We start from the raw sequence: 17,216 nt of genomic DNA, 5'->3' as shown, positions 1-17,216 counted from the left end.
AACGACCGGCGCGACCGGCGGGCACCGGGCCGCCGGACACCGGGCCGGCGGAGCCCACCCGGCCCCGACCGCGGCCCCGGCGCACACCCGGAGGGCCGCACGATGAGGGTTCTCCTGATCGGAGCCAACGGCTACCTCGGCCGCTTCGTCGCCGACCGTCTGCTCGCCGACCCGGCCGTCCAGCTCACCGCGCTCGGCCGCGGCGACGACGCCGACGTCCGCTTCGACCTCGCGTCCGGCAGCCCGGGCGCCCTCACCCGCTTCCTCGACGCGGTCCACCCCCAGGTCGTCGTCAACTGCGCGGGCACCACCCGGGGCGGCGCCCGCGAACTCACCCGGCACAACACCGTCGCCGTCGCCACCGTCTGCGAGGCACTGCGGCGCAGCGGCTGCGGCGCCCGGCTGGTGCAGATCGGCTGCGGCGCCGAGTACGGTCCGAGCCAGCCCGGCTCCTCCACGGCCGAGGACGCCGTGCCCCGCCCCGGTGGCCCGTACGGGGTCAGCAAGCTCGCCGCCACCGAACTCGTCCTCGGCTCGGGCCTCGACGCCGTCGTCCTGCGGGTCTTCTCGCCCGCCGGTCCCGGCACGCCCGCCGGCTCACCGCTGGGCCGGCTCGCCGAGGCCATGCGCCGGGCCATGCAGTCCGGCGACGGCGAACTCAAGCTCGGCGGCCTCGGCGTGCAGCGCGACTTCGTCGACGTCCGGGACGTCGCCCGGGCCGTGCACGCGGCCTCCCTCTCCGCCGCCCAGGGCGTCATCAACATCGGTTCCGGCCGCGCCGTCCGGCTGCGGGACGCCGCCGCGGTCCTCGCGCGGGTCGCCGGGTACGGCGGCGCCCTCCACGAACTCGACGGTCCGCCCGGTGCCCACCTCAGGTCGGCCATCGGCCACCCGCGCCCCGAACCTGACCACGCCGGCCCCGTCGCGTACCCGTATCCGGACGGCTGCGGCAGCTGGCAGCAGGCCGACGTCCGCACCGCCCGCGACCGGCTCGGCTGGCGCCCCCGCATCAACCTCGAGGAGTCCCTCGCCGACATCTGGATGGAGGCGGCATGTCGTATCTGACCGGAACCCCGGCAGGCACGGCGAGCCCCGGCGCCACCGACCTGCGCACCGGCTTCGGCGCCCCGGGCATCGCGCACCCGCTGCTCGCGCCGTCCGAATGGGCCGAACTCGCCCGTCCCGGCAGAGCCCTGCACTGGGTCGTCCTCGATGTGGCCGACGGCCCCGGCGTACGCCCCGATCCGCGCTGCCTGGAAGCCGCGGGCCGGCTGCGCAACACCGGTGTGCGGGTCCTCGGCCACCTCGACCTGCGCCACGGCGCCCGCCCCTTCGCCGAGGTGATCTCCGACGCGCGACGGCACCTCGACTGGTACCAGGTGGACGGCTTCCTGCTGGACCGGTGCCCCGCCGGACGCGGCGACCTCCTCGAAGTGCGGCGCACGCTCGCCGCCCTGCGCACTCTGTGCGAGGCGCCGCACGTCGTCCTCGGTCACGGCACGCACCCCTACCCCGGCTACGCCGAACACGCCGACCAGCTGGTCACCTTCTCGGGCCCGTGGAGCGACTACCGCTGGTCGCAGGTGGCCGAGTGGACCGCCGAGCACCCGCCCGAGCGCTTCTGCCACTTCGTGCACGGCGTGCCGCGCGGTCATCTCGACGAGGCGCTGCGCGTCGCCCGCTGGCAGGGCGCGGCGACGATCTGGTTCACCGACGGCACCGCCCGCGGGGGTGCGGGGGACGCGTGGGAGGGCCTGCCCGGCTACTGGGACGAACTCGTCTCGCGGATCGGAACGGGTGTCTCGGAATGAAGAAGCCCATGGCAGTGTTACAGGGAGAACAACTGTAGTGATCGACCGACCAACGGAGTCCCCGTGTCGCTGCCACCCCTGGTCGAGCCAGCCTCTGAGCTCACCGTAGACGAGGTTCGCAGGTACTCCCGCCACCTGATCATCCCCGATGTCGGGATGGACGGGCAGAAGCGGCTGAAGAACGCCAAGGTCCTCTGTGTGGGCGCCGGCGGCCTGGGTTCGCCGGCGCTGATGTACCTGGCTGCGGCGGGGGTGGGCACGCTCGGCATCGTGGAGTTCGACGAGGTCGACGAGTCCAACCTCCAGCGGCAGATCATCCACAGCCAGGCCGACATCGGCCGCTCCAAGGCCGAGTCCGCCCGTGACTCCGTCCTCGGCATCAACCCGTACGTCAACCTGGTCCTGCACGAAGAGCGGCTCGAGGCCGACAACGTGATGGACATCTTCGCCCAGTACGACCTGATCGTCGACGGCACGGACAACTTCGCGACCCGCTACCTGGTCAACGACGCGTGCGTGCTGCTGAACAAGCCGTACGTGTGGGGCTCGATCTACCGCTTCGACGGCCAGGCGTCCGTCTTCTGGTCCGAGCACGGCCCCTGCTACCGCTGCCTCTACCCGGAGCCCCCGCCGCCGGGCATGGTCCCCTCCTGCGCCGAGGGCGGCGTGCTGGGCGTGCTGTGCGCGTCCATCGGCTCCATCCAGGTCAACGAGGCGATCAAGCTCCTCGCGGGCATCGGCGAGCCGCTGGTCGGCCGTCTGATGATCTACGACGCCCTGGAGATGCAGTACCGCCAGGTCAAGGTCCGCAAGGACCCCGACTGCGCGGTCTGCGGCGAGAACCCGACCGTCACCGAGCTCATCGACTACGAGGCCTTCTGCGGCGTCGTCTCCGAGGAGGCCCAGGCGGCCGCGGCCGGTTCGACGATCACTCCCAAGCAGCTCAAGGAGTGGATCGACGACGGCGAGAACATCGAGATCATCGACGTCCGCGAGCAGAACGAGTACGAGATCGTCTCGATCCCGGGCGCCCGGCTGATCCCGAAGAACGAGTTCCTCCTCGGCACCGCCCTCCAGAACCTCCCGCAGGACAAGAAGATCGTCCTGCACTGCAAGACGGGCGTCCGCAGTGCGGAAGTCCTCGCCGTGCTGAAGTCCGCGGGCTTCGCGGACGCCGTGCACGTCGGCGGCGGCGTGATCGGCTGGGTCAACCAGATCGAGCCGAGCAAGCCGGTCTACTGACCCGGCTGCCCGCCACGCCCACCTGGGTTCCCGGTCCGACCGGCGGGGGCTTCGCGTACCACGAGTGCGCGAAGCCCCCGCCGTCGTCATGAGCAGACCTTGCCGTCCTTCGGCACCGTCCCCTTCAACAGGTACGAGTCCACCGTCGAGTCGACGCAGTCGCTCCCGCTGCCGTAGGCCCCGTGCCCCTCGCCCTTCCAGGTGAGCAGCACACCGACACCCTTGCCGAGCTCGTCCGCCATCTTGCGCGCGCCCTCGTACGGCGTCGCCGGGTCCCCGGTGTTGCCCACCAACAGGATCGGCGCCGCGCCCGCCGCGCTCACTTCCGGGGTGTCGAACTGCCCGGCCACCGGCCAGTCGTGGCACCAGCCGGCCGTGTCCCAGCCGAGGAAGTCCCCGAACACGGGCGAGATCTTCTCGAACTCCGGCAGCAGCTTCCTGGTCTCCTCGGCGGTCGGCCGCTGCTTGTCGTCCAGGCACGATATGACCCGTTGCGAGTGGGCCGTCGTGCCGTAGTGCCCCGAGGTGTCGCGCTCGTTGTACCCGTCGGCGAACGTCAGCAGCTCGGAGCCGTCACCGGCCTCGGCCGCCTTCAGGGCGCTGGTCAGGCCCGGCCAGCCCTGCTCGCTGTACAGGGGCAGGACGATGCCGGTGACCGCGAGCGTCTGCGTCAGCTTGCGCCCGTCGGACGTGGGCAGCGGGTCGCTGTCGATGCGGTCGAGCAGCGCCGCGATCTTCCTGCTGCCCTTCGCCGGGTCCTGGCCCGTGGACTCGAGGTAGTCGTCGAGTGCCCGCTGGAATCCGCGGGCCTGGTTGCGCGCGTGGCCCACCGAGTCGGCGCTCGGGTCGACGACCGCGTCCAGGATCAGCCGGCCCACGTTCTTCGGGAACAGGTGGGCGTACACACCGCCCAGTTCGGTGCCGTACGAGATGCCGAAGTAGTGCATCTTCGTGTCCCCGAGGACCTGGCGCATCAGGTCCATGTCGCGCGCGGTGTCGGTCGTGGACACATGCGCCAGCAGCTTGCCGGCGGCCTTGGCGCAGCCCTTGCCGAAGGCGGTGGCGTCCTTGAAGTACGCCTGCTCCTCGGCCGGGGTGTCCGGCGTGGAGTCGAGGGACTCGGCGGCCTGGATGGCCTTGTCCCCGCGGCAGCGGACGCCCTCGCTCGCGCCCACCCCGCGCGGGTCCCAGCTCACCAGGTCGTAGCGCTCGCGCAGCGAGGAGAAGGTGGAGCCGTAGGAAGGGAGCGTGGAGACGCCGGAGCCGCCGGGGCCGCCGAAGTTGAACAGCAGTGAGCCGGCCCGGTCGCCGCCCTGGGCACGGGACTTGGTGCGCACCAGGGCGAGACCGATGGTGTTGCCGTCGGGCTCGGACCAGTCCAGCGGTACCTTCAGCGTCGCGCACTGCCAGTCGCTGCCGGGCGCCGCCGAGTCCTCGGTGGCCTTGCAGCGGCCCCAGTCCAGCTTCTGTCCGGTCAGGGAGGCGGGCGGTGCGACCGCCGTGCCGGTCGCGGCGGAGGAGGCGGCCGAAGGGGGTGCGCCGGCCGTGGCGCCCTTGTCGTCCCCGCCCCCGTCCGACGAGCCGCCGCTACAGCCCGCCATCAGCAGCGCGGCGGCGGTCAGCGCCGTCCACCGTACGGATCGCGCCATGTACGTTTCCCCCCTCGTGGGCCGTCCGCGCTCGGCGGCGGGCGGCTGTCAGGCCATGGTAGGTGGCGGGCGACCAGCCCGTCGGAGCCTGTGGATAACCCTCTGACCTGAGCATTCATCGGTGCTTCGGGGGCGGGTCAGGAGCAGACCGTGCCCGCGGCGGGCACCTTTCCGTCCAGCAGGTAGCCGTTCACGGCGCTCTGGACACAGGTGTTCTTGCTGCCGTACGCGCCGTGTCCCTGGCCTTTGTAGGTCAGCTCGACGCCCACCCCGCGGCCCAGCGCGTCCACCATCTTGCGGGCCCCCTGGTACGGGGTCGCCGGGTCGCCGGTGTTGCCCACGACGAGGATCGGCGCCGACCCCGGCGCGCCGACGTCCGGGTGGTCGGCGGCGCCGGGCACCGGCCAGTCCGTGCAGCCGACCAGGGACCAGGCCAGGAAGTCCCCGAACACGGGGGACGCGGCACGGAACCGCGGCAGCTTCTCCTGCACCTGAGCGGTCGAGTAACGCGGCTTGTCGTCGGCGCAGTTGATGGAGACGTTGGCGGCCGTGATGTTGCTGTACTCGCCGTTCTCGCTCCGGCCGTTCATCAGGTCGGACAGCAGCATGAGGACCTTGCCGTCGCCCGAGTAGGCCTGCTCCAGGCCCTCGGTGAGGTACTCCCAGAAATCCTGCGAGTACAGCGCCTGCGCGATGCCATTGGTCGCGGCGCTCTGGGTCAGCAGGCGCGGGAAGATGCCGGGGAGCGGCTTCTTGTCGAGGGTCCGCAGCAGGTCCGCGATGCGGTTCTCGACGTCCTGGGCGGTGTCCCCGACGGGGCAGTCCTGGGTCCCGGAGGTGCAGTGGGCGGCGAAGTTGTCGAGCGCGAGCTGGAAGCCCCGCGCCTGCCCGAGAGAGCTCTGCTCGGCGTCCTGCGTCGGGTCGACGACGGCGTCGAACACGGCGCGTCCCACGTGCCGGGGGAACAAGTGGGCGTACACACCGCCCAGTTCGGTGCCGTAGGAGATGCCGAAGTAGTACAGCCGGTCGTCGCCCAGCACCTGGCGCATCAGGTCCATGTCCCGGGCCGCGTCGGTGGTCCGCACGTGGGGCAGCATCCTGGCGGAGTTCTTCTCGCAGGCCGTGTTGAAGTCCTTGGTGTGTGCGAGCAGCGCGGTGCGCTCGGCGGTGTCGTCCGGTGTGCCGTCCTGCTGGAAGTACGCGTCGAGCTGCCGGTCGTTCTCGCACCGGACGCCGGCACTGCGCCCGACCCCGCGCGGGTCGAAGCTGACGAGGTCGTAGCGGGTGCGCAGGGCCGCGTACTCGTCGCCGAAGGCGGGCAGGGTGGAGACGCCCGAGCCGCCGGGACCGCCGAAGTTGAAGATCAGCGAGCCGATCCGGCGGCTCTCGTCACCGCTCGCGCGGGCCCGGATCAGCGCGATGCCGATCGTGTCGCCCTCGGGGTCGTCCCAGTCCAGGGGCGCCTGCATGGTGGCGCACTGCCACGCGTCGCCGTCGGGCAGCGGGGAGGGGGCGCTGCCGCCGCCCTCCGCCTGGGACGGGGCCGGACAGTCCTTCCAGCTCAGCTCCTGGGCCGTCAGGTCCTCGTCCTGCGCGTCGCCGCCGCAGCCCGCCACCGAGCAGGTCAGCAGCAGGGCGGTGACGGTCACGGCGGCGGCGCGCAGGCGGCAGGGGCTGGGCATGATCCCATCCTGCGGTCGGCCCCGGGCCCGCGCGCGGGGCGCGGGCCGTACGAGGTACCGGCGCGCGCCCCGCGGCGGAGCGGCTCTACAGGGCGCCCTTGCGGGACAGGTGGTTGAAGGCCAGCCAGCCCGGCAGCACCGGCAGCCACAGCGTCAGCAGACGGAAGAGGAGCACCGCGGGAGCCGCGACCTCCTTGGGCAGTCCGACCGCGATGAGACCGACCGTCAGGGTCGCCTCGACGGCGCCGACCCCGCCCGGGGTCGGCGCGGCCGAACCGAGCGCGTTTCCGGCGAGGAAGACGACGGCGACGCTGGCGATGCTGAGCGAGGTCGACTCGTCGCCGAACGCGCGGATGGAGGCGTCGAGGCACATCACGAAGCAGGCGGTGAGCAGGAGCATGCCGCCGATGCCGGTGACCAGCTTCTGCGGCCGCTGGAGGACGTCGAGCATGCGCGGCACGACACCGGCGAACAGCGACCGCACGCGCGTGACGACGAACTTGCGCAGGAAAGGCACCGAGGTCACCACGAGCACCAGGACCGCCACCGTGAGCAGACCGGCGATGACCGTGCGGGACGGCGACAGCGACGGGGTCTTCTCGGTGCCGGTCAGATAGCCGAAGGACAGCAGCATCAGGATGTGGCAGCCGAGTCCGAACAGCTGCGAGGCGCCGACGCTGGCCACCGCGAGGCCGGGCCGCACGCCCGAGCGCTGGAGGAAGCGGGTGTTGAGGGCGACCCCGCCGACCGCGGCCGGTGCCACGATCTTCACGAACGACCCGGCGACCTGCGCGGCCACGGTCCGCGGGAAGGGCACCCGTTCGGGCACGAAGCCCAGCAGGCTCATCGCCGCCGCCACGTAGCTCGCCGCGGAGAACAGGACGGCCGCGGCCACCCAGCCCCACTCGGCGTTGGCGACCAGTGGACCGAACTCGATGTGGGTCAGCTGCGTGAGCAGGAAGTAGGCGCCGATGGCGCCGGCGATGAAGCTCATCAGGGTGCGCGGCCGCACCCGCTCGAGGCGGGCGGGCTCGACCGGTGCCTGCGGACGGATCAGCAGGACCTGGTGCCGGATCTGCGTCAGCAGATCCTCCTCGCGGGCTTCCTCGATCGCGTCGTCGATGGCCCGCTTCTCGGCCCGCGCCTCCGCGCGGACGGCCTTCTTGTCCGGCTTCTCCAGGACGACGGGTCCGGTGCCGTGCCCGGCCGCCTCCAGACGGGCCTGCTTCGCCTGCTGGGAGGCTTCCAGGACGGCCTCGCGTTCGCGCTGCGCACGCTCGCGTGCCAGTCGGCGCAGCGTCGCGCGCGTGGAGCGGGTGAGCGCGATGGGCTGGAGCATCGGCAGACAGTCCGCGACCGCGTCCGGCCCGAGGACGCCCACCGCGCAGGCCACCGCCCGCTCGGCGCCCACCCGCAGGCCGAGCGTCGTCACGAGCTGGGCGACGTCCATGCGCAGCAGCAGATCGCCGGCCGCGATCTCGCCGCCGCGCAGATCGGTGAGGATCACGGTGCCGGAACGATCCACCAGGATCGCGTCGCCGGCCAGCCTGCGGTGGGCGATCCGCCGCGACTGGAGCGCCTGCACCTGGAGCCAGGTGTTGCGCAGCAGCTCGTCGGTGATCTCGTCGTCGGCCAGCGAGTCGAGGGTGCGGCCGCCGGTGTGCTCGTAGACGAGCATGACCGCGTCGGGGCCGAGCTCGGAGGTGGCGATCAGCTTCGGCGCGTTGGCGCCGGCCGCGATGGCCGCGTAGGCGAGCAGCGCCTCCTGCTCGAGTGCCTGGCGCAGCGACTGGAGGCTGCTGCGGGTGGCGAAGCCGCGCAGGGTGAGGTTGCGCCACGCGCGGTAGAAGAACCCCTGGGCCTGCTGTTCGCGGTCGACCACGGTGACGTCGAGCGGCGGGCCGTCCTCCAGGGTGACGAAGTAGCGTCTGCCCCGGTCGTTCTCCGCCGCGTCCGGCGCCTCCTCGCGGGCCGCGCTCACCGGGTGGAAGCCGACGTGCCGCAGGCCCGCCATCAGCGTGCGCCCTGTGGGGCGCACGTTCGGCGAGCCGACCGCGTACAGCGTCCCGTACGCCACCGTCCAGCCGATCAGCACCGTGAGGATGATCGAGAACGGTGTGGTGTAGCCGGTGACGAGCATCGAGAAGGCGTCGAGGAGCAGCACGATCCACAGCACCGAGCGCCAGCGCGGCCGGCGGGACATGCCGACGGCCGTCATATAGGCGATGACGGGCGCCAGGTAGCCGTGCACCGGGTCGGTGAGGGCGTGGATGTCGCCGGGGGAGGGCTGGGTGAGCGCCTCCTGGATCGAGTCCGGGGCGCCCTTGGCGACCCACAGGTCGGTGGCGAGGGTCACACCGTGCGCGAGGACCGCGGCGAGCACGCCGTCGGCGATGCGCAGTCCGTCGCGTTTGATCAGCCGCTCGATCGCGAACGCGACCGGCACCAGCAGGATCGCGATGCTGGACGCCAGGCCCGCGATCTTGATGAGGAGATCGGGCGCCTGTCCGGTGCCCTTGTTGATGTCCTGTTCGAGGCCCGAGGTCGTCCCGTGCGCGAAGGCGGCGATGCCCAGGAGCAGCATGACGGCGAGGACGCCGACCAGCAGTCGCATGAGGTCGGAGGGGCGGTGCACGCGCGCGGGGAGGAGCGGCTCGTCGCCCTCGACCTCGTCGGTGTGCGCGTCTTGCGTTACCTGGGCCTCCGGTACGTCGGCTTCCGGTACCTCGGCGGCGGTGTCCGGGCGCGCGGCAGCGTCAGAGGTGCTGTCCGCGCCCTCAGGATGCACGCCCTGCTGCTTCATCGTCTCTTCTTGATCTCGTATCACCGGTCACCGCCCGCACGATGGTGGCATGCCGCACCGACACACGGGGGCATCAGGGTGCAAACGCGGGGCGCACAGTCTGCCCGAAGCCTCGCACGGGGGCGAGCATCACACAGGGTCGCGGGCCCGTCGCATTGTCGGTGCCGTGGGGCAGGATGGGGCGGATGAGCGAGCAGAGCCCTCCGGACGACGCCCGCCCGGAGTACACCGACGAGCTGCCGGAGTACGCCGAGCGGGTCCTCGAGGTCGCGGAGCTGATCCCGCCCGGGCGGGTCATGACGTACGGGGACGTCGCGGAGTGGCTGGAGGAGGGCGGGCCGAGACAGGTCGGCCGGGTGATGGCCCTCTACGGCGGTGCCGTCCCGTGGTGGCGTGTGGTGCGCGCGGACGGCCTGCTCCTCCCGGGGCACGAGTTGCGGGCGCTGGACCACTACCGCGTCGAGGGCACGCCGCTGAAGCAGGCGGCCCGGGCCGCCGCGGGACACCTGCCGCGCCTCGACATGAAGCGGGCGCGGTGGGACGGCGGTGAACGCGCGGAAGGTCACACCTGACAGCTTCCGCCATCGGAGGGGGTGGAGGGGAGCCTGTGGCTCGTACGGGGGAAACCGCGCAAACGGGGCACGTCGGCGCGATGGCGTACGTTCGAGAGGCGACGGACGTGCGGGATGCGCGGGACATGCGGGCCGGAAAGGGCGTGAGGGCTGTGCGAGGCGTGAGGGCCCTGAAGGCTGTGCGGGTCGCGGCGGGCGTGCGGGCCGGGAGAGAACAAGCGGAAGCCGTCCTTCCGGACCGTTCCTCGGCGTAGCGTCGGCTGCGCGCGTCCCCCTCATCCCGTGACCACCGCTCTTCCCGAGCGGTGCTTCCTCGACCAGTACACCCACCAGGACCGGCGAACCACGTGAGCTCCTCTTTCTCCACCAGCCGTCTGTCGTACCCCCAGGGGCGACAGGGGAACCGTGGCGCTCACCGACTGGTGCGTACCCCGCCGGTCCGGGTGGATCCCCCTCAGCTGGACGCCGCACAGCGCTCCGTGGTTGACCACGGGTCCGGCCCCCTGCTCGTCCTCGCGGGCCCGGGAACCGGGAAGACCACCACGCTGGTCGAGTCCGTGGCGGCCCGTGTCGCCCGGGGCGGCGACCCCGAGCGCATCCTGGTGCTCACCTTCAGCCGCAAGGCCGCCGTGGAACTGCGCGACCGGATGGCGCACCGCATGGGCGCCGCCCGCGCCCCCCGGGCGACCACCTTCCACTCCTACTGCTACGCCCTGGTCCGCGCCCATCAGGACGCCGACCTGTTCGTGGAACCCCTGCGGCTGCTGTCCGGCCCCGAACAGGACGTCGCCGTCCGCGAGCTGCTCGCCGGCCAGCTCGACCTGCAACGGCTCGGCCTCGCGCACGTGCGCTGGCCGGACGAGCTGCGCGCCTGCCTGACCACACGCGGCTTCGCCGACGAGGTCCGCGCCGTCCTCGCCCGCAGCCGCGAACTGGGCCTCGACCCGGCCGCCCTGGACGCCTTCGCGCACCGCATCGGCCGCCCCGACTGGCGCGCCGCCGCCTCCTTCCTCGCCGAGTACCTCGACGTGCTGGACCTGCACGGAGTGATCGACTACGCGGAACTCGTCCACCGCGCGGTCCTCCTCGCCCACCGCCGCGAGACGGCCGGGCGGCTCGCCGCGCAGTACGACGCCGTGTTCGTCGACGAGTACCAGGACACCGACCCCGCCCAGGTGCGGCTGCTGCGCGCCCTCGCGGGCGGCGGCCGCGACCTCGTCGCCTTCGGCGACCCCGACCAGTCGATCTACACCTTCCGCGGCGCCGACGTGAACGGCATCCTCGACTTCCCCGAGGACTTCCCCCGCCCGGACGGCCGTCCCGCCCCCGTGGAGGTCCTGCGCACCTCCCGCCGCTCGGGCGCCGGCCTGCTGGCCGCCACCCGGCTGCTCACCCAGCGGATGCCCCTGACCCGCCTGCCCGCCGAGAAGGTCCGTGCCCACCGCGAACTGACCGCCGCACGCGACGGCGGCCGGGTCGAGGTCTACACGTATCCGACCACCGGCACCGAGCTGGACAACGTCGCCGACATCCTGCGCCGCGCCCACCTCGAGGACGGTGTGCCCTGGAGCGGGATGGCCGTCCTGGTACGTGCGGGCGCCCGCACGATCCCGACGGTCCGGCGCGCCCTGACCGCCGCCGGCGTCCCCCTCGACATCGACGGCGACGACCTCCCCCTGCGCCACGAACCCGCCGTGGCGCCCCTGCTCACCGCCCTGCGCGCGGTGGCGACCGCCGAGGCCTCCGCCCCGCCGCCGGAAGGCGAGGACGCCGACGCGGCCTCGCGCGCGTGCTGGCTCGACACCGAGACCGCCCTCACCCTCCTCGCCTCCCCGCTGGCCGGCATGGACGCCGCCGACCTGCGCCGCCTCGGACGGGCGCTGCGCGAGGAGGAGCGCGCCGCGGGCGACCCCCTGCCACCGCCCTCCGACGAGCTGCTCACCCGCGCCCTCGCCGAACCGGAGCGGCTGGTCGCCCACGACCCCACGTACGCGCGCGGTGCGCAGCGCCTCGGCGCGCTGCTGGCGACGGCCCGCGAGGGCCTCGCCCGCGGCGGCACGGCCGAGGAGGCCCTGTGGGCGCTGTGGGACGGCACGCCCTGGCCCGGGCGCCTGGAGCGGGCGGCCCGGCGCGGCGGCGCGGCGGGCCGCAACGCCGACCGGGACCTGGACGCCGTGTGCGCCCTGTTCGCCACCGCCGCGCGCGCGGAGGAGCGCACCGGAGGCCGGGGCGCCCTGAACTTCCTGGCCGAGATCGAGGCCGAGGACATCGCCGCCGACACGCTCGCCCGCCGGGCCGTGCGCCCCGACGCCGTACGTCTGATGACCGCCCACCGCGCCAAGGGCCTGGAGTGGAGGCTGGTCGTCGTGGCCGGCGTCCAGGAGGGTCTGTGGCCGGACCTGCGCCGCCGGGGCTCCCTCCTGGAGGCGGACCGCATCGGCCGCGACGGACTCGCCGAGCCGCTCACGCCCGGCGCGCTGCTCGCCGAGGAGCGCCGCCTGTTCTACGTCGCCGCCACGCGCGCGCGGGAGCGGCTCGTCGTCACCGCCGTGAAGGCACCCGCCGACGACGGCGACCAGCCCTCCCGCTTCCTCACCGAACTCGGTGTCGAACCCAAGGACGTCACCGGCCGCCCGCGCCGCCCCCTGGCGGTCGCCGCGCTGGTCGCCGAACTGCGCGCCACGACGGTCGACCCCCGCGCCTCCGCCGTCCTGCGCGAGGCCGCCGCCCGCCGCCTGGCCCGGCTGGCCGCGCTCGCCGACGAGGACGGCAGGCCGCTGGTGCCGGCCGCCCACCCGTACCGCTGGTGGGGCATGTTCGAGCCGACCGAGAGCAAGGTGCCGCTGCGCGACCGCGACCAGCCCGTCGTGCTCTCCGGCAGCGCCCTGGACCAGCTCGCGAACACCTGCGCCCTCCAGTGGTTCCTGGGCCGTGAGGTGAAGGCCGACGCGCCCGCCACCGCCGCGCAGGGCTTCGGCAACGTCGTCCACGTCCTCGCCGACGAGGTCGCCTCCGGGCACACCCCGGCCGATCTCGACGTCCTCATGGAGCGCCTCGACTCCGTGTGGAACGCCCTCGCCTTCGACGCGCCGTGGAAGTCCGCGCAGGAGAAGACCCACGCGCGTGTGGCGCTCGAACGCTTCCTGAAGTGGCATGTGATGGACCGGGCGGGCCGCACGCCCGTCGCCAGCGAGCACGACTTCGACGTCACCCTCGAAGCGGGCGGGTACGAGGTGCGCATCCGCGGCCAGATGGACCGCGTCGAGGCCGACGCCGACGGCCGCGCCTACGTCGTCGACTTCAAGACCGGCAAACACGCGCCGACCGCGCGCGAGGTGGAGCGCCACCCCCAGCTCGCCGTCTACCAGCTGGCCGTCCGTGAGGGCGCCCTCGACGAGGCCTTCGACGGCGTCCGGCCCGCGCCGGGCGGCGCCGAGCTCGTCCAGCTGCGTCAGAGCGCCGCCAAGCGGGACGGCGGCGAGAGCCTGCCCAAGGTGCAGGCGCAGGAGGCCCTCGACGGCGGGTCGGGGGAGTGGGTCGGTGAGCTGCTCGCCACGGCGGCCGGCAAGGTCCTCGACGAGCGGTTCACCCCGACCTCCGGCCAGCAGTGCACCCACTGCGCGTTCCGCGCCTCGTGCAGCGCCCGGCCCGAGGGGCGGCACGTGGTCGAGTGACGGGGGCGTGTGACGGACCGCACCACACGTGCTGACCTGCGGTTCTCCCGGTCCGTGCGGGCGATTTGTCATCGACTGTCAGTGCTCGCCGCTAGCCTCTCCCCATGCCCGCCCGCATCAACGATCCCGAGCAGCTCAAGGAGCTCCTCGGGATCCCCTTCACCCCGGAGCAGACGGCCTGCATCGTCGCGCCGCCCGCCCCGCAGGTGATCGTGGCCGGAGCCGGGTCGGGCAAGACGACGGTGATGGCCGCGCGCGTGGTGTGGCTGGTCGGCACCGGCCAGGTGGCTCCCGACCAGGTCCTCGGTCTGACCTTCACCAACAAGGCCGCCGGGGAACTCGCCGAGCGCGTCCGCAAGGCACTGGTCAGGGCGGGCGTGACCGACCCCGACCTCATCGACCCCGACGACCCGCCGGGCGAACCGGTGATCTCCACCTACCACGCCTTCGCGGGCCGCCTCCTGACCGACCACGGTCTGCGCATCGGTCTGGAACCGACGTCCCGCCTGCTCGCCGACGCCACCCGCTACCAGCTCGCCGCACGCGTCCTGCGCGAGGCCCCCGGCCCCTACCCCTCGCTCACCCGCTCCTTCGCCGACCTGATCAGCGACCTCCTCGCGCTCGACGCCGAACTGGCCGAACACCTCGTACGGCCCGAGGACCTGCGCGCGTGGGACGCCGGACTGCTCGGCGCACTCGCAGGCGCCAGGCTCACCAACGCCGACCTGCGCAAGGTGCCCGAGACGGCCGCCGCCCGGCGCGAACTGGCCGACCTGGTGCTGCGCTACCGCGCCGCCAAACGGGAACGCGACCTGCTCGACTTCGGCGACCAGATCGCCCTGGCGGCCCGGCTCGCCCAGGTTCCCGAGGTGGGGCCGCTGCTGCGCGACGAGTTCCGCGTCGTCCTCCTCGACGAGTACCAGGACACCTCGGTCGCCCAGCGCGTCCTCCTGGCCGGCCTCTTCGGCGGCGGCACCGGGCACCCCGTGACCGCCGTCGGCGACCCCTGCCAGGCCATCTACGGCTGGCGCGGGGCCTCCGTCGCCAACCTCGACGACTTCCCCGAACACTTCGCGCACGCCGACGGCGGCACGGCCCGCCGCCAGTCCCTCAGCGAGAACCGCCGCAGCGGCGGCCGCCTCCTGGACCTCGCCAACGGCCTGGCCGAACCGCTGCGCGCCATGCACGCGGGCGTGGAGGCACTGCGCCCGGCCCCCGGCGCCGAACGCGACGGAGTGGTCCGCTGCGCCCTGCTCGACACCCACGCCGAGGAGATGGACTGGATCGCCGACTCCGTCGCCCACCTCGTGCGCACCGGCAAGGCCCCCGGCGAGATCGCCGTGCTGTGCCGCACGGCCACGGACTTCGCGGAGATCCAGGCCGCCCTGGTCGCCCGGGACGTCCCCGTCGAGGTCGTCGGACTCTCCGGACTGCTGCACCTGCCCGAGGTCGCCGACCTCGTCGCCGTCTGCGAGGTCCTCCAGGACCCCGGCGCCAACGCCTCGCTGGTCCGCCTGCTCACCGGCCCGCGCTGGCGCATCGGCCCCCGCGACCTCGCCCTCCTGGGACGGCGGGCACGGCTGCTCGTGACCCACGCGCGCGGGGGCGACGACGACCCGGACCGCCGCCTCGCCGAGGCCGTCGAGGGGGTCGACCCGTCCGAGGTGATATCGCTCGCGGACGCCCTCGACACCTTCCTGGAGACCCCCCTCTACAGCGACGGCGGTACCGGGGACGACGACGGACTGCCCTTCTCGCCCGACGCGCGCGTACGGTTCGCGCGACTGGCCACCGAGCTGCGCGACCTGCGCCGCTCCCTGGCCGACCCGCTCATGGACGTCCTGCACCGCGTGCTCGCCGTCACCGGCCTGGAGGTCGAACTGTCGGCCTCCCCGCACGCCCTGGCCGCCCGGCGCCGCGAGACGCTGTCCAACTTCCTCGACGTCGCCGCCTCCTTCGCCGCGACCGAGAGCCAGGCGAGCCTGCTGGCCTTCCTCGCCTTCCTGCGCACCGCCGCCCAGTACGAGAAGGGCCTCGACAACGCCCTCCCCGGCGGAGAGAACACCGTCAAGGTGCTCACCGCGCACAAGTCCAAGGGCCTGGAGTGGGACGTCGTCGTCGTCCCCGGTCTGGTCACCGGCACGTTCCCCAGCGGCCAGGGCCGCGAGAAGTGGACGGCCCAGGCCAAGGTGCTGCCGCACGAACTGCGCGGCGACGCCGACACCCTCCCCGGCCTCGACTCCTTCGACGCGCGCGGCATGAAGGCCTTCCACGAGGCCATGAAGGACCACCAGCACACCGAGGAGCTCCGCCTCGGCTACGTCACCTTCACCCGCCCGCGCTCGCTGCTCCTCGGCTCCGGCCACTGGTGGGGTCCCACCCAGAAGAAGCCCCGCGGCCCGTCCGCCTTCCTCCACGCGCTCCACGACCACTGCGCGGCCGGACACGGCGAGATCGAGGCCTGGGCGGACGAGCCGGCCGAGGACGAGGAGAACCCCGTCCTGCACCGCGCGACGGCCGACCAGGTGTGGCCGCTCCCCCTGGACGACGACGCCCTCGCCCGCCGCCGGGCCGCCGCCGAGACCGTCCTCGCGCACCTGGAGGACCTCGCCTCCCACCAGGACGGTCACCCCGGCGCCGCCCACGACCCGGACACCTACGAGGACCCGGACTGGCCACCGCCCTCGGACGAGGACGACCCCGCCCACGGGCAGCACGACCACGAGCCCCCCTACGACGAGCCTCCGTACGACGAGGCTCCCTACGACGAGCCCGGGTACGACGACTCCCCGTACGACGCGTCCCCGGACGACGACGCGCCCCCCGGCGGTCCGCCGCACGGCGAGTCCGACCCGTTCGACGAGGCCCGGTTCGCGGAGACCCCCTTCGACGACGCGCCCTTCGACGACGCCCCCGGCCGGGACCCGGCCCGGCCCGGCCGTCCCACCGTGCCCCACCAGGCGACCGCCCCCGAGGCCCCCGCGGCCCGTGCGCGCCGGACCTCCCTCACCCCCGAGGAGGCCCGCGCCGTCGCCTCCTGGGACCGCGACCTCGACGCGCTCGCCGGAGAGCTGCTGCGCGCCCGCCGCAGCGTCACGGACGTGCCCCTGCCCACCACCCTCACCGCCTCGCAGGTGCTGCGGCTGGCCGCCGACCCCGACGGGCTCGCGCAGGAACTCGCGCGCCCCATGCCACGCCCCCCGCAACCCGCCGCGCGCCGGGGCACCCGGTTCCACGCCTGGGTGGAGGCCCGTTTCGAGGAGTTGACGCTCCCGCTGCTGGAGCCGCACGAGCTGCCCGGCGACGACGCCGATATCGCCGACGAACGAGACCTGGAAGAGCTCAAGGAGGCCTTCGAGCGCACCGAGTACGCCCACCGCACCCCCTACCGCGTCGAGGCCCCCTTCCAGCTCGCCCTCGCCGGCCGCGTCGTCCGGGGCCGGATCGACGCCGTCTACAAGGAAGGCGACGGAGACACGGCCACGTACGACATCGTCGACTGGAAGACCCACCGCGCCCGCACCGCCGACCCGCTCCAGCTCGCCCTCTACCGGCTCGCCTGGGCCGAGCAGCAGGGGGTCCCCGTGGAATCCGTCACAGCGGCGTTCCTCTATGTGCGCAGCGGGGACGTCGTCCGACCGGAGGGTCTGCCCGATCGTGCCGCGCTGGAGCGCCTGTTGACCGGGGAAGAGGGCTCCGGGGGCGGCGTCGACGGCCCGGCCGCGCGGGCGGACGGCGCGCGAGGGCCCGGCGAGGACGACCGCGCGGGCCGATAGGCTCGTG

The 17,216-nt window shown here is 73.5% G+C and carries 9 protein-coding genes; 6 read left to right on the top strand and 3 right to left on the bottom strand.

The window, feature by feature from the left end:
- Positions 1–102: 102 nt before the first annotated feature.
- The 3 genes from Saso_RS35505 (at position 103) to moeZ (ending at position 3,053) form a co-directional block, all read left to right on the top strand.
- Positions 103–1,065 carry an NAD-dependent epimerase/dehydratase family protein gene (locus tag Saso_RS35505; protein ID WP_189919999.1) on the top strand — a complete coding sequence of 321 codons (963 nt, stop codon included), beginning with the start codon at positions 103–105 and terminating at the stop codon, positions 1,063–1,065.
- A complete protein-coding gene (locus tag Saso_RS35500; RefSeq protein WP_189919997.1) occupies positions 1,053–1,811 on the top strand; it encodes a spherulation-specific family 4 protein in 759 nt (252 codons plus the stop codon). The genes Saso_RS35505 and Saso_RS35500 overlap by 13 nt, the downstream gene beginning before the upstream one ends.
- A gap of 63 nt (positions 1,812–1,874) precedes the next feature.
- Positions 1,875–3,053, top strand: a complete 1,179-nt coding sequence (gene moeZ / locus Saso_RS35495) for an adenylyltransferase/sulfurtransferase MoeZ (protein WP_189919995.1) — start codon at positions 1,875–1,877, stop codon at positions 3,051–3,053.
- 86 nt (positions 3,054–3,139) lie between these two features.
- Here moeZ and Saso_RS35490 read toward each other — a convergent pair whose 3' ends face one another.
- The 3 genes from Saso_RS35490 to Saso_RS35480 all read right to left on the bottom strand — a co-directional run bounded on the left by Saso_RS35490 (position 3,140) and on the right by Saso_RS35480 (position 9,187).
- Positions 3,140–4,702, bottom strand: a complete 1,563-nt coding sequence (locus Saso_RS35490) for an alpha/beta hydrolase (RefSeq protein WP_189919993.1) — start codon at positions 4,700–4,702, stop codon at positions 3,140–3,142.
- A 137-nt stretch (positions 4,703–4,839) separates the two neighbouring features.
- A complete protein-coding gene (locus Saso_RS35485) occupies positions 4,840–6,384 on the bottom strand; it encodes an alpha/beta hydrolase (RefSeq protein ID WP_189919991.1) in 1,545 nt (514 codons plus the stop codon).
- An 85-nt stretch (positions 6,385–6,469) separates the two neighbouring features.
- A complete protein-coding gene (locus tag Saso_RS35480; protein ID WP_189919989.1) occupies positions 6,470–9,187 on the bottom strand; it encodes a lysylphosphatidylglycerol synthase domain-containing protein in 2,718 nt (905 codons plus the stop codon).
- Positions 9,188–9,372: 185 nt separating this feature from the next.
- Here Saso_RS35480 and Saso_RS35475 point away from each other — a divergent pair, with 185 nt between their 5' ends.
- From Saso_RS35475 to Saso_RS35465, 3 genes are all read left to right on the top strand, one after another.
- Positions 9,373–9,759: an MGMT family protein gene (locus Saso_RS35475; protein WP_307822334.1), complete on the top strand. Its 387-nt coding sequence runs from the start codon at positions 9,373–9,375 to the stop codon at positions 9,757–9,759.
- A gap of 347 nt (positions 9,760–10,106) precedes the next feature.
- Positions 10,107–13,433 (top strand): ATP-dependent helicase, encoded by a 3,327-nt coding sequence (locus tag Saso_RS35470; RefSeq protein WP_189919985.1) that lies wholly within the window; start codon positions 10,107–10,109, stop codon positions 13,431–13,433.
- Positions 13,434–13,537: 104 nt separating this feature from the next.
- The gene (locus tag Saso_RS35465; RefSeq protein ID WP_189919983.1) at positions 13,538–17,209 is read left to right on the top strand and encodes an ATP-dependent DNA helicase; all 3,672 of its coding nucleotides are present in this window, start codon (positions 13,538–13,540) and stop codon (positions 17,207–17,209) included.
- Positions 17,210–17,216: the final 7 nt, after the last annotated feature.

Source organism: Streptomyces asoensis (genome assembly GCF_016860545.1).
GTDB classification, from domain to species: domain Bacteria; phylum Actinomycetota; class Actinomycetes; order Streptomycetales; family Streptomycetaceae; genus Streptomyces; species Streptomyces asoensis.
This window is presented reverse-complemented; position numbering and strand designations above follow the sequence as displayed.